This is a genomic window from Candidatus Edwardsbacteria bacterium (assembly GCA_031082425.1).
Classification (GTDB): domain Bacteria; phylum Edwardsbacteria; class AC1; order AC1; family EtOH8; genus UBA2226.
In genome coordinates this window covers 151,911-169,714 of record JAVHLB010000007.1, presented here as the reverse complement: position 1 = coordinate 169,714, position 17,804 = coordinate 151,911, and the positions used below count along the sequence as shown (strand labels likewise).

The following is a 17,804-nucleotide window of genomic DNA, read 5'->3' as shown; positions in this document are numbered from 1 at the left end:
TTTATATGAAAGAATCTGAACAAATTGAACCGGTAACAGTTTTATTGTTACATGGATACGAATGGAAACTTAAAGATAATTGTATTAAATTATCTGACAATATCGTTATTGGTGCAACAAAAGGGAGTATTTTTGAAAATCTTTATTTAGAATCTTTAAAAAATGGCTTGGTTCCGTCCGACGATCCTATAGAACCAACGGAGTATAATGTTTATATCCAAATAAAGGAATACGTGGATTTTCAGTTTATGGGTGGCCCACATGTTACTCCTTCACGTATTTTAAATATTTTGCACATTTGCACATCAAGGGTGTTGTCATGGGCATTAATACTTGATTGTGATGCTACGCTGAAGAAAGTTCATTACATAAAAGATGAATATGACACACTTATGTTGCCACTTCAGCGATTGGGGGGTGAAAATAATGAAATAAATGAAAATTCCATTGAACAATTAAAAAAATGTTGGGAAACCAGCGAGAAGATTATTCAACAATATGGCGAGTTTAACAAGATTACAAACGCTTTAAATTATTTTTGCTATAGTTGGCGTTCTTTCTATTATGAACATTTAACTGTTAATTTATGTATCGTATTAGAGAGTTTATTTCATCCATCAATGTCCAATGAATTATCTCATCGTATTGCTTCTAACGCTTGCCGTTTTATGGGTAACACTGTTGAAGAAAGAAAAACAATATATCATATGATAAAAAAATGTTACGGTTACCGCTCAAAAATTGTTCATGGTGTGCCATTTAATGAAATTGAAAATGTAACTTTTAAAAATATTGTAATAGATACTTTTCATTTTATATCTAAGTCCTTGCTTAAAATATTAGAAAACCCTGATATAGCTGAAACTTTTTTGGATAATGCTAAAAGGCAAGAATTGTTTGACAAATATATATTTGAGTAATATGTATTATTAAAAAGGGCGGATCGGACGGTTCGCCCTTTTATCTGGACCTACAGGGGACTGCCCGCGAAATACGCAAAAAGGGACCAGGAATTATATAAACAATAGTTTAGTGTTGGTTCATGTTTTTAGCGGGGAAGAAAAAATAAATGTCAGAAAAGGAGCAAAGATGTCAGACATCATCAAAAAAATAATCGCCCTCAAAGATGCCGAACGAAAGATACTGGTGGGCGACATCATGGAAAGCGAAAAGGGGCTTAAAGAGGCCTTCTGCAAAATGCTGCAAAAAGCCGGAGAACCCTTGCTGGAAGAGTTCTACCAAAGCCTGCCCCAGGGCTGGGACGGTTTTATCAAGGAGCAGGCCAAGGGCGAAATCACTATCAGCCCCCAGAAAGAGGAAAAGGCCCTGGAAGAGATCTCCAAAATGATGGCGGGCATCGGGGCCACGATGGAGAAGCTGGAGAAGAACACCGTCAAGGCCAGGAAGCAGACCCTGAAGTTCCGCGAGACCATGAAGGCCGGGTTCATCAAGCTGGAGAAGGTGATCTCGGACCAGACCAAGGGGCTGGAGCGCGGGTCGCTGCAGAAGGAATGCCCCAAGGATGCCGAGGTCATAGAACTGCCCAAGCCGGACAAATCCGTTTTAAAGAAATCAGACATCTTCGACTGCATAGGCGACCGCAAGAGCCGCCGCAAGTACACCGACGATCCGCTGACCCTGGAGGAGCTGTCCTATCTTTTATGGGCCACCCAGGGGATAAAAAAGCTGATGGCCAACGGCAAGGTCGGCCTTCGCACAGTTCCCTCCGGCGGATGCATGCACCCGTTTGAGACATACCTGGCCGTCAACAATGTCAAAGGTTTGAAAAAGGGAATGTACCGCTACCAGCCGGTGGATCACAAGCTGGTGAAACTTTTCACCGTACCGTCGATGCCCAGGAAACTGACCAAGGCGTCCCTGGGACAGACATACGTGGGCAACTGCGCGGTGACCTTCATCTGGAGCGCGGTGCCGTACAAGACGGAATGGCGCTATTCGTTGGAGGCCAAGAAGATCATCCTGCAGGACTCGGGGCACCTCTGCCAGAATCTTTATCTGGCCTGCGAGTCCATCAATTGCGGAACCTGCGCCATCGGGGCGTATAACCAGAAACTGTTCGACAAGCTGTGCCAGCTGGATGGCAGGGATGAGTTCGTGGTCTATGTGGCGCCGGTGGGGAAGATAGAAGTTAAAAGTTGAAAGTATAAAGTTTGAAAAGAATATAATGAAAAAGATATTTTTGTTGGTCCTTTTATTGGCCGCATTACCAACGGCGATCATGGCCCAGTGGAGCACTAATGTAAATTTCGGCTGGCTGGGCAATGCCAGCCCGGACTGGATAGAGAGCGATCATATTGGCGGCGACAAACCCTTCTCGCTATGGGAGAGCGGCTGGCAGGCCGGTGGCGGACTGGAATACCGTTCCAAGGACTGGCTGGCATATGGTGTTTCTGGCTCGTATCAAAGTTTTAGCGCCCAGCCGTCAGGCCATAGCGACGGCCCGGCGGTCAACGAGTCGCACACCTGGACCGGCGAAAGCTCCTGGCAGGCCCCGGTCGGCGGGTATGTCCGGCTGATAAAGCCAAGGGCCATCATGGGCACCAACCTAAGATTGGGGCTGGGGGTGATGGCTTCGCATGTCGGGCAGTTGACGGTGATAAGCCTATGGGATTTTCCCGGCATTCCGGACACCTCAATAGTTGCCGGCACCGGGGAGACGGCTTACCGGCCGTTCGGCCAGGCCAGCCTGGGGATAAAGGTTCCGGTGACCCGCCGCTTTGGGATAACCCTGGATTACGGGTTTTTGATGACCTTCGACCGGATGGTGATGGAGACTCCGCTGGAATTAGGTCTGGCGGTAGGATGGTAGGAATCAATTCATGATCAGTGATTTATTTTATTGTTATGGGGGGATGCAACAAATGTCCCGCATCTGGAGGTTTTTATTAGGATCATTTCGTATGATCATTAACCGCTTGTTTTTTACCTTCCTTCCGTGATATCTTTAAAAGCATCATGATTCCAAGAACCATACGGCATAAATATCCCCTCCGCCAATGGTGGACCTGGGGCGGCGATCCGGTCCGCTACTATCCCTTTTCGGTGCTGTCGGCCCAGGCCGGCATCCTCCAGCTTAACGGCCAGTGGGAACGGGCCGAGGCCATCATGGTCCGGAACGTCGAGGTTTCGGAAACCTGGGCCGACCCGGCCTTGGCCGCCCAGGTCCGCCACCAGCTGTCGTCTCTCCTGGTCCACCAGGGACGCTATGATCAGGCCCGGGCCCTGGCCGATGGGGCCTATCAGGCCTTCCGGAAGCTGGGCCTGGCGTCCGGCCTGGTGGATGCTCTGGAGGTGCTGGGGCAGGTCTGCGAATTCACCGGAGACTACGCCCGGGCCCTGGAGCATTACCGCGAACAGCTAGAGCTGGCCGAAAAGGATGGCAGTCAGCTGCTGCTGGCCCAGGCCTGGAGCAACCTGGGCAACCTGCATAAGGCGGCCGGGCGGTTCGAGCAGGCCGGGGATAGCTACCTTAAGCTCAAGGAGATAGCCCAGCGGACCGGGCTGAAGAAATTCCTAAGAACGGCCTACAACAACCTGGGAAACATCCTGCGCAGCCAGGGCAGGATCGACCAGGCCCTGGAATATTTCCGTCGGGCCCTGGGCCTTTCGGCCGAAATGGGCGACCGCTGGTCTGGCATGGCGGCCCTGAACAACATCGGCACCATCTATTCGGCCAGGCTGGAATACGGGCCGGCCCTAGAATGCTACGCCTCGCTGCTGGAGGCCGCCCAAAAGCTGGGCGACCGGCGGAGCATAGGGATCGCCTTGGGCAACCTGGGCAATACCCATCTGGAATTGGGCGACCATCCCAAGGCCCGGGAATTCTACTCCCAGCGCCTGGAGTTAGCCCGTTCCCTGGGCGACCGGAAGGGGCAGATGTACACCCTGGGCAACCTGGGTCAGTCGCATCTGCAGACAGGGGATCATCAATCAGCCCTGAGATGTTTCCGGCAGCAGCTGGGGATCGCCCAAGAGATGGGCGACCTGGGCAACGAGGCCGAGGCCCGCTCCAAGCTGGGCCAGGCCCTGCTGTCCTTGGGCCGGAAAGAGGAATCACTGCAGGAGAACCTGAAGGCAGTGGAGCTGGGGGAACAGAGCGGCGACCAGTGGTACTTCTGCGAATACCTGATCCACCTGGCCGAGGCCTGGCTGGCATCCGGAAAACATCGGCAGGCAGGCCCGGTACTGGCCAAGGCCCAAGAGCTTTGCCGGAAGATGGATCGCAGGAATCTGCTGGATTATTGCCGGGAGCTGGAGGAAAAGCTCAGGGCCTGACGGCCTGAATCCGGTCATCATCCTTCCCAAATGCTTCAGCCTGACCTGGGATGAGATCGGTCTGGCGCTCAGTGACATCTGGCGAGGGGATGGATGTTTTGCCATAAATCCGGCTATCCCTTGTCGTAATATCCCAAGTATTTCAAAATTATCTATTGATATTAAGCTCGATTAGTTCTATAATGTATCCGTTTATGAATTCATTTTTTAATCAGGGGTTAAAGAGATGGTGAAATACAAGGAAAGAAATATCTTCCGGGCCAAGGATACCAAGGTCGAGGTCAAGCCCATCAAAAAACTTAAACTTTACGGGTTCAACAATCTGACCAAGACCCTCAGTTTTAACATGTACGATATCTGCCATGCCAAGGGGCTCAAGTACAGCGAGGACTACATCAAGTACATCGACGAGGAATACAACGCCGCCCGGCTGACCAAGATCCTCAAGGAGGTGGCCTCCATCATCGGGGCCAAGGTGCTGAACATCGCCCAGCAGGATTACGATCCGCAGGGCGCCAGCGTCACCATGCTGATCTCGGAACAACACCTGCAGCTGGACCACCCCGATTTTCCCGATGCCCCGGCCGAGAATATCCAGTCGGAAACGGTGGTGGGCCATCTGGACAAGAGCCACATCACCGTTCATACCTATCCCGAGAGCCACCCCCAAAACGGCATCAGCACCTTCCGGGCCGACATCGACGTCTCCACCTGCGGGGTGATCTCGCCGCTGAAGGCCCTGAACTATCTGCTGGACGCCTTCTATTCCGATATCGCGGTGATCGACTACCGGGTGCGGGGATTCACCAGGGACCTCAGTGGACGGAAATATTTCATAGACCACAAGATAAATTCCATCCAGAATTACCTCTACAAGGATGTCAACAAGGACTACCAGCTGATAGACACCAATGTCTACCACGAGAACATCTTTCACACCAAGATGCTGCTGCGGGATTTCAACATAGATGATTACATCTTCGGCCGGAGCACCAGCAAGCTGAGGGCCCGTGATAAGGTGAACATCAAGAAGAAACTGCTGAAGGAGATGGCGGAGATATTCTTCGCCGAAAACATCTAGTTCATGCACACAAAAAGCCGTGGCTCAAGTGCCACGGCTTTTTTATTTTGGACGGACCCAACCATTTTGATTCGGGGCGGGTTAAAACCAAACTTGATTTTACATGCGATAGGGCCGGAGGCCACCTCACCCCTGCAACAAGATCACCAAACAAAACCGGTTGATTTTACACCCAGACCAGATTCATCAAAAAACCCACCGCCACCGCCCAGCCCAGGGTCAATGCCAGCACCCGGGCGATCCCCCGCCAGCCGATCTCCCTGAAAGCCACGAAGAATGTGGCCATGCACGGCAGATACAGCACCAGGAACACCGAGGCGATCACCGCCTGCTTGGGCGACAGGCTCAGTGGCGCCAACAGGGCGATGGAGATGTCCTTGCGCAAAAATCCGAACAGGATGACGCTGACCGCCTCCCGGGGCAGGCCCAGAACATTCACCACCAGGGGACTGGCCAGGCGGCCCAGCAATCTTATCGCCCCCAGCATCTCCAGGATATTCACCGCCAGCACTCCCAGCACTATCAGCGGGGTGGCCTCCAGCAAAAAGCTCTTGACCCTCAGCCAGGTCTTCCGGACAAGGGTTCCGGCGTGGGGCAGCTGGTAGGAGGGAATCTCCATGATGATCTCGGGGGACTGGCCCTTCAAGATGCGGTTCAAGAACAGGCTGTTGACCACCGCCACCGCGATCAAAACGCCAAAGGCCAGGAGCACGTAGCCGATCCCGAAGCCCGACAGCAGGGAGACCATCATGGCCGACTGCGGCAGGCAGGGGGCGGCCATCAATAACAGGGTCAGGGCCAGGATCTTCTCCCGCCGCGACTCCAGCACTCTTAAAGCCAGCACCCCCGGAACCTTGCAGCCGCAGCTCAGCACCAGCGGCAGGGCGGCGTAGCCATGCAGGCCCAGGCGGTGCATGGTCCGGTCCAGCAGCACCGCCAGGCGCGGCAGGTAACCGATGTCCTCCAGCACTCCCAGCACCAGGTAGAAGGAGACGATGTAGGGCAGGACTATGGCCAGGGGTATGTAGACCCCGGTGGTCAGCGCCCCGAATGACTCCATGAACTCGGGGGTCTGTCCGGCCAGCAGATGGCGGATCACCGGCCAGGGAATAAAGGCCACCAGCTTTTGCACCAGCGGGCCGTAGAGGTTTATAAAGAAGGGATCCAGCAGGTATTTTATCAGCCCCTCGCCCAGCAATCTGATGACCGTAAAGGAAAGCCCCATCAGCCCTAGGGCGATCAGCACCCCGGAAAGCGGCCGGACGCTGGCGTCCTCCAGTTTCTCCAGCAGGCTGGGATGCTTGTGGGTTATCTGCTGCACCTCCTGGCTGATGTGCCCGATGATATGCCAGCGCTCCTGGTGGTCGATGGGTTTGAATTCCGAAGGTTTTATCTCCCCCCGTCCTGCTACGGCCACCGCCGACATCACCTGTTTCAAGCCTTCGCCGGTCACCGCCACCACCGGGATGACCCTGACCCCCAGACGTTGGGCCAGCTCCTGGAAGTTGATGTTGATGCCCTTGTGGCGGGCGATATCCCATTTGTTGAGCACCACGATCAATGGTATCTTCTTCTCCAGCAGCTGGAGGGTCAGATACAGGTTGCGCTCCAGATTGGTGGCGTCCACCACATTGATTATCAGGTCGGCCTGGTCCCGGGTGCAGAAATCGCTGGCCACCTCCTCGGCGCTGCAGGTGGCCTCCAGGGTGTAGGCCCCCGGCACGTCGATCAGCTCCATTCTTTTGCCCTCGGCCCAGACGGCCCCCTTGGAGAATTCCACCGTGGTCCCGGCATAATTGGAGGAGACGGCCCCCAGGCCGGTCAGCCGGGAGAAGACCACGCTCTTTCCCACATTGGGGTTGCCGAACAGCAGGACCTTGAAATCGTCGACCTTCACGTTCACGTGCCGGGCCATGCCCTTTCCCAGGGCCACCTGTCCGTTGGCGGAGGATATGACCACCGGGCCGAAGTCCGAGACCTTGGTCACCCTCAGTCCGGGGCGAATCCCCAGCCTCTCCAACCTGGCTTGGAGGCCGTGTCCGCCCGAGACGGATTCGATCCGGGCGGCCTCGCCGTTCTTCAATTCGGATAAGGTAAGCAGCATAATATCATCTTTGTTTGGGATTGGGGATTTTTTCTATCTCCTCCAGGTAGGCGTAGCCTTTTTCAACCCGGGCGATGGTGATCCGCCCGTCGCCGGTGATGCTAAGATCGGCCATCTGATAAGGACCGAAGACCGCCTCGTTCAATCGGATATAATAAAGGCCGCGGTTCTTATAAACGAAGCCGAACACCGAGCCGTCCGGCGAATATTTTATCACCGGCATATGGTCGCCGTCAAATCCGCCGTAGATATTCTGGTTTATCTGGACGAACCAGCGGGGCAGGGTGTCGGCCGGCGGTATATTTGCCCGGCCGGCAGCACCATTGGCCGCCCGGAAGAGATATCGATTCTCCTTTTGATAGACCAGTCCCACCCTGGAGCCCCCGGGGCTGAAGCTGTATTTGGGCTTGCTGGAAAAGCTGTCCAGCAGGGTTCCCTGAAAATCCTCAAAGACCCTTTCGTTGACCTGGGCGAACCACTGGTCCTTGATCTTATACAGGGCCATGAACCTGCTGCCATCGGGGGAGATGTTAAAGTATTCCAGCGAATCGTACTTGGATAATTTGTATTTCACGTAGTCATGGGGCAAGCGCCGGATCTGGCGCGGCTCGGGCTTGCAGCCCGAAACCAGGGGCAATGAAACCAGACCGAATATCAAGACCGGCAGGGGTATTTTGAATTTGCCTGTCATTTGGTCTTTTTCTTGATCGTTTTGGGTTTGGTCGCTCGGTTCTGTTTCTCCATGTAGGCCAGAACATCAGGCAAACCGTTCTTCTCGGCGATCTGTAAAAATTTCAGATATCCCTGGGCGTATATCTTTTCCTGGTTCTGCAGCTTTTCGGCATTCAAACTATCGTTGCCCCAATAGGCGTTCATCAGGGAGGAGACATACTCGGCAAAGCCCTCCTCCTGTTCTTTGCCCTTGGCGTAGGGGAATCTGGCGTCGTGGATGTCGTGGGCCAGTTCATGGGCGGCGATATTATAGAAGTATTTGGGGGTCAGATAGGAGAGAATATAGACCACGAAAGTGTCGCTGTCCGGCACCTTGGTCTTGGCCGTCTGATAGGTCTTCCATTTGTGGCTGTACAGGCCCTGTTCGGAAAAGACCTTGACCCCGGTGATCCGGCCCAGTTCCTGGGCATCCACCAACTGGAAGGTTATCCGGTGGTCGGTGCTGAGCCCCAGGTGTTTTTCGATGTCGGCCCGTACTTTTTCGAAAAGCTTTTGGCCCTGGTCCCGGGAAATCACCGCCTCTTTTTTGCAGGCTTGACATATATGGCGGCCGTCGGTCAACTCTATGGATGCTCCCGGCAGACGGCAATCGAGGCAACTGGGCAGGTCGGCGCAATCCTTGCAGTATATATGACCGGACATCTCCTTCCAGCTGTTCAGCGGTTTTTGACACAGCTCGCATTTTGGCAAAGAGGTCTGATAGCATTCCGGGGAACAATAAACCTTCGATGTATCATCGGCCGAACGAAGCTGTTTTTTGGCCGGCTTCCCACAGGCGGCGCATTTGGGCAGGGATCTCTCAAAGCATTTATCCGAGCAGAATATTTTCCCGTTGACCTTCAAGAACTCGCCCTGCTTGGTCCCTTCGCCCACCGACTTCCCGCAGACCGAGCATTTGGGCAGGGCCGCCTCAAAGCATTTCTGGGAGCAGTAGGGCTGGCCGTTGTATTCCAGAAAATCCTTGGTGATCGATTTGCCGCAGGCGGCGCAGGTCCTGCTTTGAGCCAGCAAAGCAGCGGAAGACATAAGGATCAAAAGGACCAAGGTTAATGAGAATAAAGCAAATCTCCGCATCGGGCGTCTCCCTTTGATTATCAAATTTATGTTTAGCGGATCAGTTTTTTAAAACCCAGGGTGATCACGAAGATCCCCATGGATACCAGCACGATGGTGGCCCCGGTGGCGGTGGACAGGTAATAGGAGGCGATCAGCCCCGCTACGCCGGAGGCCAGGCTGATGGCGATGGACCACCAGACATACTGCCGGGTGTTGCCCGAGATGTTGCGGGCGGCGGCGGCCGGCAGTATCAGCATGGAGTTTATCACCAGCAGGCCCACCCACTTGATGGATACGGTGACCACCACCGCCACCACCAGGGAGAACATGGCCTCTATCAGCCATACCTTTATTCCCCGGCTTTTAGCCAGCGAGGGGTTCAGGCTGATCAGCATCAGCTGGTTGAAATACAGTATCCAGAGGACCGTCACCGCCAGTATCAATACCAGCAGGTTCCGTATCTCGGCCGGAGTGATGCTGAGGATGTCGCCCACCAGGTAACCGGAGTACCTGGCGAACCCGCCGCCCCGCGACAGGATCATTATTCCCAGGGCCACGGCAAAGGCCATGAACAGGCCGATGACGGTATCGGCCGAGGTCAGGCTGAAGCGCCTCAGCCAGGAGATGGCCAGGGCCAGCAGTCCGGAGAAGATCACCATGGCCCAGGTGGGGTCGGCCAGTCCCATGATGGCGCCCAGGGCGATGCCGGTCAGGGCGGCATGGCCGATGGCGTCGGAGAAAAAGGCCATCTGCTGGTTGATGACCTGCGAGCCCAGCAGGCCGAACAGGTACGATACCAGGATCACCGCCAGCAGGGCCTGCTTCATGAAGGCGAAGCTGAGCCAGTCGAAGGGCAGCAGTCCGGTCAGCCAGTACCACAGGTTCATGGGCTTTTCTCCAGCTTGCAGCTGATGCATCCCCGGCCGTTCTTATGCTCCGGGGGTATCTCGGAAAAGCTCAGGGCCAGCTCCGGCGGCAGGGCAAAGGCCTGCCGGACCGCTTGGTTGGAAAGCACTTCCCGGGGCGTGCCATCGGCGATGACGGTGCGGTTCAAAAAGACTATCCGGTCGGCGAACTGCGCCACCGTGGCCAGGTCGTGGGATACCAGGATGATCGACAGGTGATAGTTCCGCCGCAGCTGGGAGACCATCTGGTAGAACAGCTCGATGCCGGCCAGGTCCACCCCCGACACCGGTTCGTCCAGCAGCAGCAGGTTGGGCACCGGGGTGATGGCCATGGCCAGCAGCACCCGCTGCAGCTCCCCTCCAGAGAGCTGCCCCAGCTTGCGGTCCAGCAGGTGCCCGGCCTGCACCGTGTCCAGAACCTCCCTGGCCCGGGAACGGCCGTTGCCTCCGATGCCCAGCCACACCGGCCGGCGGCCGGCGGCCCCGGCAAAAAGGTCCCCGACGCTGACCGGGGCGGTGGCGTCGAATTCCAGCTTCTGGGGGACGTAGCCCAGAAGGGGCCGGTCGGGGCGCTGTCCGGCGGAATCGATGAAATGCACATGGCCGGTGTGCGGCACCTCGCCCAGGATGGCCTTGAGCAGGGTGGTCTTGCCGGCCCCGTTGGGCCCGATCACGGCGGTGAACTGTCCGCAGTGGACGTGCAGGTTGACATCCTCCAGTATCCGGTTCTGGCCGAAGGCCACGCCCAGCTTCACCAGCTTGGTGCAGCAATGACCGCAGGATCTGTCCGATCTGATAATGCTCTCAATGGCCATGAGCGGCTCCGTTCCGACCCTTGTCGAGGCATTTGGCGCAGCGCCCGGTAAGCTGCATCTGCCAGTCGACCACGGTGAACTTGTCCTTCAACTGTTTTTCCACGGCGTTCAGGATGCTGTCATCCTTTACCGTTCCGATCTCCTGGACCTGCCCGCAGCCGCTGCAGACCAAATGTATCCCCGGGGTGCCGGCCATTTCGTAATGGGCGTGGTTCTCCTGCAGGTAATTGCGCTTGACCAGCCCGGAGGCGGTCAGGGCCTGCAGGGAGCGGTAGACGGTGGAGAGGTGGATGTTGCGGCCCTGCGACCGCAGGGTCTGCCAGATCTCCTCGGCCCGCAGGTGCTTCCCCTTGGCCCGTTCCAGAATATCCAGGATGCTGCGCTGGGCCTTGCTGGTTTTGGTTTGGTTTTTCATTTATTTTTATAATGCGAATAATTCGCATTCATTATAATATTTCCGGCCCGGTTTGTCAAGCCTGACGTTAACACAAAGCGACAGTCACCCCTTTTCCACTCCTCATAATATTAGAGAAGATGAGGGCCGGGCAAGTGCGGTAATGGAATATCTCTGTGGTTTTTGTGCTCTTTGTGGTCAATGAAGCCTGGATCGCTTCGCAGTCATCGGCAAAAGCTTTCTCGCGATGACAAGATCATTTAAATCAGCGTTGATCAGCATCCCATGGGTTCCCTAAAACCATTTGACAATATTTTTCTTTTAAGGTATCATTACCCGATAACACCATAGCATTTTTATCGTTATAAGGAAATATACCATGGCCAAACTGCAGAAGACCATAGTGGGCGAGGTCAGCTTTTCCGGGGTGGGGGTCCATACCGGGAACGTCACCAAGATCACCTTCAAGCCGGCCCCGGCGGACAGCGGGATTAAGTTCATCCGCAGCGACCTGCCCCAGGCTCCGGAGATCCCGGCCCTGATCGACTACGTGGTGGAGACCGCCCGGGGCACCACCCTGGGGAAGGACGTGGACGGCCAGCTGGTCAAGGTCCACACCGTGGAGCATGTCCTGGCGGCGGTGGCCTCGCTGGAGATAGACAACCTCCGGGTGGAGATGGACAACAACGAGCCGCCCATCGGGGACGGCTCTTCCCGTCCCTTCCTGGATATCCTGAAGCAGGCCGGGACGGTGGAACAGGACGCCCCCCGAAAATATTTCGAACTGCCCCGGATGGTATCCATCGCCGACGACGAGGTCCAGCTGGTGGCCAACCCGGCCAAGGACTTCCGGATAAGCTTCACCATAGACTTCGACCACCATCTGCTGCGCAGCCAGTACGCCTCCTTCGCCATCGACGGGGAAGTGTTCGACAAGGAGCTGGCCGACGCCCGGACCTTCTGCCTGGCCCGGGACGTGGAGATGCTCCGGTCCCAGGGGCTGATCAAGGGCGGCAGCCTGGATTCGGCGGTGGTGATAGGCGAGCAGGGCATAGAGAACAAGGAGCCGCTGCGCTACCCCGACGAGTTCGTGCGGCACAAGATACTGGACCTGCTGGGCGACCTGACCCTGCTGGGCATGCCCATCAAGGGGCACGTGATCTCCATCAAATCGGGACACCGCTCCAACGTCAAACTGGTCCGGGAGATCAAGAAGGTCTACGACGAGACGGAGAAACAGAAGAAAGGCCCGGTGTTCGACATCAACGCCATCGCCGGAATGCTGCCCCACCGCTACCCCTTCCTGATGGTGGATCGGATCATAGACCTGGAGGAGGGCAAACGGGTGGTGGGGATCAAGAACGTCACCATCAACGAGCCGTTCTTCCCCGGCCATTTTCCCGACCGGCCGGTTTTCCCGGGGGTGCTGATCATCGAGGCCCTGGCCCAGACCGGGGCGTTCATGATCCTGCATTCGGTGGAGAACTACCACCAGAAACTGCTGTACTTCGCCGCCATAGATAAGGTGCGCTTCCGCAAGCCGGTGGTGCCGGGCGACCAGCTGAGGTTCGAGCTTAAGATGGTCTCGTTCAAGCGGGGGATCTGCAAGATGGAGGGCCAGGCCCTGGTGGACGGCCAGGTGGTGTGCGAGGCCGAAATGACCGCGGCGATCGTGGATAGGTAACGACGGTTTAAAAAGTTTGAGGCGTTTAAAACGTTCAAACAAATAAAATCTTTTAAAACCATATTTGCCAACATGCCAAACAAGACAATTCCCACAGCGAACACTTAATATTGTGCTTCTTTTAAATGATTATTTGGGGGACTAGATCGAAATGAAATGCCCTTATTGCAAGGCAGAAATGGTCAGGGGTTACATATATGGAGACAGATATAAGTTGAAATGGCTGCCGGAAGAAAAAAGTTTGTTGCTTGGGCTTTGGGCCATAGGCAGCATTAAATTGGGCGAATTTGCAGGGTTCGGAAGACCCAAAGTTGGGGCAAATATGTGTCAGCCCTGCCGTAAATTTATTATCGATATGTAAGCTGTGCCATAAACAAACCTGACATATAATTATTTTATCTTTCACCGTCTTTTCACTCTTTACAATAATTACAACTTTTATATCATTTAGAACATGTCCATTAAAATCCATCCCACTGCAATCATAGACCCGTCGGCCAAGATAGGCAGCGAAGTGGAGGTCGGCCCCCACAGCATCATCGGGCCGGAATGCGTCATCGGCGACAACTGTATCATCGGCTCCTCGGTGGCCATCCACCGCTGGACCGAGCTGGGCCAGGGCTGCCGGGTGTGGCACGGGGCCTCTTTGGGCGGCGACCCCCAGGACCTCAAGTTCAAGGGCGGCCGGACCACGGTAAAGATAGGCCAGAATACCGTGATCCGTGAATATGTCACCATCAATCTCTCCACCGACGAGGGGGATGTCACCCTGGTGGGGGACAACTGTTTCCTGATGGCCTACTGCCACATCGCCCACGAATGCACGGTGGGAAACAATGTCATCCTGGCCAACTCCGCCACCCTGGCCGGCCATGTGACGGTGGAGGATTTCGCCATCATCGGCGGACTGACCCCCGTGCACCAGTTCTCCCGGGTGGGCTGCTACTGCATGATCGGGGGTTCCTCCGCCGTCCAGAAGGACGTGCTGCCCTACACCAAGGCCTTCGGCAATCCCCTGGGCATGTACGGGCTTAACTCGGTCGGCCTGGCCCGCCGCGGCTTCAGCCAGGAGCAACGGGACCAGATAGAGAAAGCCTACCGCCTTATCTTCCGCTCCAAGTTGAACACCACCCAGGCCCTGAGCCGCATCAAAGAAAGCCTGCCGATGTCCCCGGAGATCAGGCACATCGTGGAGTTCATCGAAAGCTCGGCCCGGGGAATAACCAAATAGAGCCTTCCGGACCGTCAAAGCCCCGTATCAGTTATGATATGGGGCTTTCTGTTGGCCAGGACTGATTTTATTTGTAACTTTACACTTGATATTGGATATGATTTACAGTAATATATTTACAACGAAAGGCGTGAATTTATGAAAACAAAACTGGACATTGCCAAGAACTGGCTGCCCCGCTACACCGGCATGGAGCTGAACGAATTCGGCGACTATATACTGCTCACCAATTTCGACGACTACATCCAGAGCTTCGCCGAGCGGTTCAACTGCGAGATCAAGGGACTGGGGCGCCCCATGCAGGCCGCCACCAACACGGCCGGCTTGTCGATAGTGAATTTCGGCATGGGCAGCCCCAACATCGCCACAGTGATGGACCTGCTGGTGGCCCGCCATCCCAAGGGGGTGCTGTTCCTGGGAAAATGCGGCGGGCTTAAAAAGACCACCGAGCTGGGGCATTTCATCCTGCCCATCGGGGCCATCCGGGGCGAGGGGACCAGCAACGATTACCTGCCGCATGAGGTGCCGGCCCTGCCGTCTTTCAAACTGCACAAATTCGTCTCCGACAAGCTCAAACAGCGGAAGCTGGACTACCGCACCGGGGTGATCTACACCACCAACCGCCGGGTGTGGGAATGGGACGCCGAATTCAAGAGGTATTTGCGGAAGCTGACCGCCATCGGCATCGACATGGAGACCGCCACCCTGTTCATCGTGGGCCACGCCAACCAGATCGCCCGGGGCGCCCTGCTGATGGTGTCGGACATTCCCATGGTGCCCCACGGGATCAAGACCGAGAAGAGCGATCGGGAGGTGACCAAAAGATTCAGCAAGCTGCACCTGGAGATCGGGATCGAAAGCATGACCGACATCGGGCAGAAGGGCGAAAAGATCAAGCATTTTCAGTACTAGCGTTCCCGGTATACAGTATACTGTATGCGGCATACTGTAGTTAAAGGAGATGATATGAAGAAGTTTGCCTGCGTTCTAATTTTGTTGTCCATTGTTACGGGCATTGCCCAGGCCTCCCAGGTGATGATCATCCGGGTGGAGGACGCCATCAGCCCGGCCTCGGCCCGTTTCATGGTGCAAACCATAGAAAAGGCCCAAACCGAAAAGGCGGAATGCCTGATCATAGAGATGGACACCCCCGGAGGGCTGGACCAGTCCATGCGCCAGGTGATCAAGGCCATCATGGCCTCCGAGGTTCCGGTGGTGGTGTTCGTGGCTCCCCAGGGATCACGGGCGGCCTCGGCCGGGGCCTTCATCACGATGGCCTCACAGGTGGCGGCCATGTCGCCGGGCAGCAGCATTGGGGCGGCCCACCCGGTGTCCGTCGGCACCGGGCAGATGGACAGCACCATGTCCGGCAAGGTGACCAACGACGCCGCGGCCTACATCCGCTCCATCGCCCAGAAGCGGGGCCGCAACATCGCCTGGGCCGACTCGGCGGTCCGTCACAGCGTTTCGCTGTCCGAGACGGAGGCCCTCAAGCGAAAGGTCATAGACCTGATCGCCGACGATACCGAAGCGCTGCTGGATTCATTGGAAGGCAGGCAGGTGGTGATGGGCCAGGATACGGTGGTTCTTCACACCAAAGGAGCGGAAAAGGTCCCGGTGGAGATGAACTGGCGGGACAGGATCCTGTCCATCATCTCCAATCCAAATATCGCCTACATTCTGTTCATGGCCGGCCTGCTGGGGCTGTATTTTGAGTTCTCCAACCCCGGGGCCATCTTTCCCGGGGTGGTGGGGGCCATCTCCCTGATACTGGCCTTCTTCTCGTTCCAGACCCTGCCGGTCAATTACGCCGGGATGCTGCTGATAATTCTGGCCATTGTGCTGTTCATCCTGGATGTCAAGATAGCCTCGCACGGAATACTTAGCATAGGAGGTATAGTTGCCATGTTTTTGGGATCGGTGATGCTTTTCCAGACCCCGGACCCGGCCATGAGGGTCTCCCTGCAGGTGATCGTTCCGGTGGTGCTGGTGACGGCGGCCTTCTTCATCATCGGGGTCTGGCTCTCGATTAGAACACTAAGGACCAGGCCGTTCTCCGGTGACAAGGGCCTGCTGGGCCGGGAGGGCGATGCCCGGACGGTTGTCAACAAGGACGGCGGCAGCGTATTTGTGGAAGGAACACACTGGAATGCCTGGTCGGATGCTGAGATCGCGCAGGGGGCAAAGATAAAAGTGGTGGAAGTGAAGGGGATGAAATTGAAGGTCATAAAGAGCGAGTAGCGGAAAGCGTATAGCGAATAGGGGATAGGGAACGGAGAAATGCATGTATAATACTAAAAGCTTTACCGACCTTATCGTTTGGCAAAAGTCATACAAATTATGTGTTGAGGTTTATAAAATATCCAAAGAGTTTCCCAGTCAGGAAAATTTCGGTCTGACCTCCCAGATCAGGAGGTGTTCGGTTTCGATTCCCTCAAATATTGCCGAGGGGTATGCGCGTAAAAACCGCAAGGAATATATCCAATTTCTTTATACGGCAAACGGATCGCTGGCAGAACTACAGACACAATTGATGCTTTCGAAGGATATAGGCTATTTAAAGGAAAAGGGTTTTACAAGTTTATATTCTCTATCGCAGGAAGTCGGAAGAATGCTTTGGAAAATGATCGTTGGTCTGAGACAAAAAGAACCTTAACGCTAAGCGCTTTACGCTAAACGCTTAAAATAATCAACATTTATAAAGGAGAAAAGCCATGACCGGTACCATAGTTCTGATCATCTTTATCCTGTTCATCCTGCTCAACACCTTCAAGATCCTGCGGGAATACGAGCGGGGCGTGGTCTTCCGGCTGGGCCGCTACGTGGGCACCCGGGGTCCGGGACTGATCATCCTGATCCCGCTGTTCGAAAAGATGGTCAAGGTCACCCTGCGCACCATCGCCCTGGACGTGCCGGCCCAGGAGGTGATCACCAAGGACAACGTCTCGGTTAAGGTCAACGCCGTGATGTACTTCCAGGTGTTCATGCCGGACAAGGCCATCATTGCAGTGGAGGACTACATGTACGCCACCAGCCAGATGGGCCAGACCACCCTGCGCTCCATCCTGGGCGAACACGAGCTGGACGACCTGCTCTCCAACCGGGAGAAGATCAACCAGACCCTGCAGAAGGTGATCGACGAGCGGACCGACCCCTGGGGCATCAAAGTGTCAGCGGTGGAGGTCAAGGATGTGGACCTGCCGGAGGGCATGAGGCGGGCCATGGCCAAGCAGGCCGAAGCCGAGCGCGAGCGCCGGGCCAAGGTGATCCACGCCGACGGCGAGTTCCAGGCCTCCAGCAAGCTGAGGGACGCCGCCACGGTGATGGCCACCGAGCCGGTTACCGTGCAGCTGCGCTACCTGCAGACCCTGACCGAGATCGCGGTGGAGAAGAATTCCACCATCATCTTCCCCCTGCCGATAGAGTTCATGAAGTATTTCACCCAGATAATTGACAGGAACGCGAAAAAAGATTAAGAAAAATAAATAAGCGGCGATTGGAATTGA

General features: G+C 55.4%; 18 protein-coding genes. 12 read left to right on the top strand and 6 right to left on the bottom strand.

All coding sequences use genetic code 11. The annotated features are described in order from the left end of the window. Positions 1–5 precede the first annotated feature (5 nt). From RDU76_08765 to speD, 5 genes are all read left to right on the top strand, one after another. Positions 6–920, top strand: coding sequence for a HEPN domain-containing protein (locus RDU76_08765; GenBank protein ID MDQ7799016.1), 915 nt, complete (start codon positions 6–8; stop codon positions 918–920). A 169-nt stretch (positions 921–1,089) separates the two neighbouring features. After that, positions 1,090–2,160, top strand: coding sequence for a SagB/ThcOx family dehydrogenase (locus RDU76_08760; GenBank protein MDQ7799015.1), 1,071 nt, complete (start codon positions 1,090–1,092; stop codon positions 2,158–2,160). A 25-nt stretch (positions 2,161–2,185) separates the two neighbouring features. Further along, positions 2,186–2,830, top strand: a complete 645-nt coding sequence (locus RDU76_08755) for a hypothetical protein (GenBank protein MDQ7799014.1) — start codon at positions 2,186–2,188, stop codon at positions 2,828–2,830. Positions 2,831–2,976: 146 nt separating this feature from the next. Beyond that, a complete protein-coding gene (locus tag RDU76_08750; protein MDQ7799013.1) occupies positions 2,977–4,296 on the top strand; it encodes a tetratricopeptide repeat protein in 1,320 nt (439 codons plus the stop codon). Positions 4,297–4,522: 226 nt separating this feature from the next. Next, positions 4,523–5,377 carry an adenosylmethionine decarboxylase gene (gene speD, locus RDU76_08745; GenBank protein ID MDQ7799012.1) on the top strand — a complete coding sequence of 285 codons (855 nt, stop codon included), beginning with the start codon at positions 4,523–4,525 and terminating at the stop codon, positions 5,375–5,377. A 166-nt stretch (positions 5,378–5,543) separates the two neighbouring features. Here speD and RDU76_08740 read toward each other — a convergent pair whose 3' ends face one another. From RDU76_08740 to RDU76_08715, 6 genes are all read right to left on the bottom strand, one after another. After that, positions 5,544–7,481 (bottom strand): FeoB small GTPase domain-containing protein, encoded by a 1,938-nt coding sequence (locus RDU76_08740; GenBank protein ID MDQ7799011.1) that lies wholly within the window; start codon positions 7,479–7,481, stop codon positions 5,544–5,546. A gap of 4 nt (positions 7,482–7,485) precedes the next feature. Then, a complete protein-coding gene (locus RDU76_08735) occupies positions 7,486–8,172 on the bottom strand; it encodes a hypothetical protein (GenBank protein ID MDQ7799010.1) in 687 nt (228 codons plus the stop codon). Next, positions 8,169–9,239, bottom strand: a complete 1,071-nt coding sequence (locus tag RDU76_08730) for an LIM domain-containing protein (GenBank protein MDQ7799009.1) — start codon at positions 9,237–9,239, stop codon at positions 8,169–8,171. Before RDU76_08730 ends, RDU76_08735 begins: the two co-directional genes overlap by 4 nt. 80 nt (positions 9,240–9,319) lie before the next feature. Beyond that, positions 9,320–10,156 (bottom strand): metal ABC transporter permease, encoded by an 837-nt coding sequence (locus RDU76_08725; protein ID MDQ7799008.1) that lies wholly within the window; start codon positions 10,154–10,156, stop codon positions 9,320–9,322. After that, positions 10,153–10,989, bottom strand: coding sequence for a metal ABC transporter ATP-binding protein (locus RDU76_08720; protein ID MDQ7799007.1), 837 nt, complete (start codon positions 10,987–10,989; stop codon positions 10,153–10,155). Before RDU76_08720 ends, RDU76_08725 begins: the two co-directional genes overlap by 4 nt. Further along, on the bottom strand, positions 10,979–11,404 hold the full coding sequence (locus tag RDU76_08715; GenBank protein ID MDQ7799006.1) for a transcriptional repressor: 426 nt from the start codon (positions 11,402–11,404) through the stop codon (positions 10,979–10,981). The genes RDU76_08720 and RDU76_08715 overlap by 11 nt, the downstream gene beginning before the upstream one ends. 358 nt (positions 11,405–11,762) lie before the next feature. Between RDU76_08715 and RDU76_08710 the strand changes: the two genes are divergently transcribed. The 7 genes from RDU76_08710 to RDU76_08680 all read left to right on the top strand — a co-directional run bounded on the left by RDU76_08710 (position 11,763) and on the right by RDU76_08680 (position 17,774). After that, complete coding sequence (locus RDU76_08710; protein MDQ7799005.1) at positions 11,763–13,067, top strand: bifunctional UDP-3-O-[3-hydroxymyristoyl] N-acetylglucosamine deacetylase/3-hydroxyacyl-ACP dehydratase; 1,305 nt, start codon at positions 11,763–11,765, stop codon at positions 13,065–13,067. A gap of 151 nt (positions 13,068–13,218) precedes the next feature. Next, positions 13,219–13,428, top strand: a complete 210-nt coding sequence (locus RDU76_08705; GenBank protein ID MDQ7799004.1) for a PF20097 family protein — start codon at positions 13,219–13,221, stop codon at positions 13,426–13,428. Positions 13,429–13,521: 93 nt separating this feature from the next. After that, entirely contained in the window at positions 13,522–14,298 is a 777-nt protein-coding gene (lpxA, locus tag RDU76_08700) for an acyl-ACP--UDP-N-acetylglucosamine O-acyltransferase (protein MDQ7799003.1), read from the top strand. 138 nt (positions 14,299–14,436) lie between these two features. Further along, a complete protein-coding gene (locus RDU76_08695) occupies positions 14,437–15,210 on the top strand; it encodes an AMP nucleosidase (GenBank protein MDQ7799002.1) in 774 nt (257 codons plus the stop codon). 54 nt (positions 15,211–15,264) lie between these two features. Beyond that, positions 15,265–16,539, top strand: coding sequence for a nodulation protein NfeD (locus RDU76_08690; GenBank protein MDQ7799001.1), 1,275 nt, complete (start codon positions 15,265–15,267; stop codon positions 16,537–16,539). Positions 16,540–16,582: 43 nt separating this feature from the next. Next, positions 16,583–16,954 carry a four helix bundle protein gene (locus tag RDU76_08685; protein MDQ7799000.1) on the top strand — a complete coding sequence of 124 codons (372 nt, stop codon included), beginning with the start codon at positions 16,583–16,585 and terminating at the stop codon, positions 16,952–16,954. Positions 16,955–17,012: 58 nt separating this feature from the next. Then, entirely contained in the window at positions 17,013–17,774 is a 762-nt protein-coding gene (locus RDU76_08680; protein ID MDQ7798999.1) for a slipin family protein, read from the top strand. The last annotated feature ends 30 nt before the right edge of the window (positions 17,775–17,804 follow it).

Coding starts and splice junctions, on each gene's coding strand:
- RDU76_08735 (MDQ7799010.1), bottom strand. CDS start 8,172: ATGACAGGCAAATTCAAAATACCCCTGCCGGTCTTGATATTCGGTCTG.
- RDU76_08685 (MDQ7799000.1), top strand. CDS start 16,583: ATGTATAATACTAAAAGCTTTACCGACCTTATCGTTTGGCAAAAGTCA.
- RDU76_08720 (MDQ7799007.1), bottom strand. CDS start 10,989: ATGGCCATTGAGAGCATTATCAGATCGGACAGATCCTGCGGTCATTGC.
- speD (MDQ7799012.1), top strand. CDS start 4,523: ATGGTGAAATACAAGGAAAGAAATATCTTCCGGGCCAAGGATACCAAG.
- RDU76_08725 (MDQ7799008.1), bottom strand. CDS start 10,156: ATGAACCTGTGGTACTGGCTGACCGGACTGCTGCCCTTCGACTGGCTC.
- RDU76_08680 (MDQ7798999.1), top strand. CDS start 17,013: ATGACCGGTACCATAGTTCTGATCATCTTTATCCTGTTCATCCTGCTC.
- RDU76_08740 (MDQ7799011.1), bottom strand. CDS start 7,481: ATGCTGCTTACCTTATCCGAATTGAAGAACGGCGAGGCCGCCCGGATC.
- RDU76_08690 (MDQ7799001.1), top strand. CDS start 15,265: ATGAAGAAGTTTGCCTGCGTTCTAATTTTGTTGTCCATTGTTACGGGC.
- RDU76_08765 (MDQ7799016.1), top strand. CDS start 6: ATGAAAGAATCTGAACAAATTGAACCGGTAACAGTTTTATTGTTACAT.
- RDU76_08750 (MDQ7799013.1), top strand. CDS start 2,977: ATGATTCCAAGAACCATACGGCATAAATATCCCCTCCGCCAATGGTGG.
- RDU76_08755 (MDQ7799014.1), top strand. CDS start 2,186: ATGAAAAAGATATTTTTGTTGGTCCTTTTATTGGCCGCATTACCAACG.
- RDU76_08695 (MDQ7799002.1), top strand. CDS start 14,437: ATGAAAACAAAACTGGACATTGCCAAGAACTGGCTGCCCCGCTACACC.
- RDU76_08730 (MDQ7799009.1), bottom strand. CDS start 9,239: ATGTCTTCCGCTGCTTTGCTGGCTCAAAGCAGGACCTGCGCCGCCTGC.
- lpxA (MDQ7799003.1), top strand. CDS start 13,522: ATGTCCATTAAAATCCATCCCACTGCAATCATAGACCCGTCGGCCAAG.
- RDU76_08760 (MDQ7799015.1), top strand. CDS start 1,090: ATGTCAGACATCATCAAAAAAATAATCGCCCTCAAAGATGCCGAACGA.
- RDU76_08715 (MDQ7799006.1), bottom strand. CDS start 11,404: ATGAAAAACCAAACCAAAACCAGCAAGGCCCAGCGCAGCATCCTGGAT.
- RDU76_08705 (MDQ7799004.1), top strand. CDS start 13,219: ATGAAATGCCCTTATTGCAAGGCAGAAATGGTCAGGGGTTACATATAT.
- RDU76_08710 (MDQ7799005.1), top strand. CDS start 11,763: ATGGCCAAACTGCAGAAGACCATAGTGGGCGAGGTCAGCTTTTCCGGG.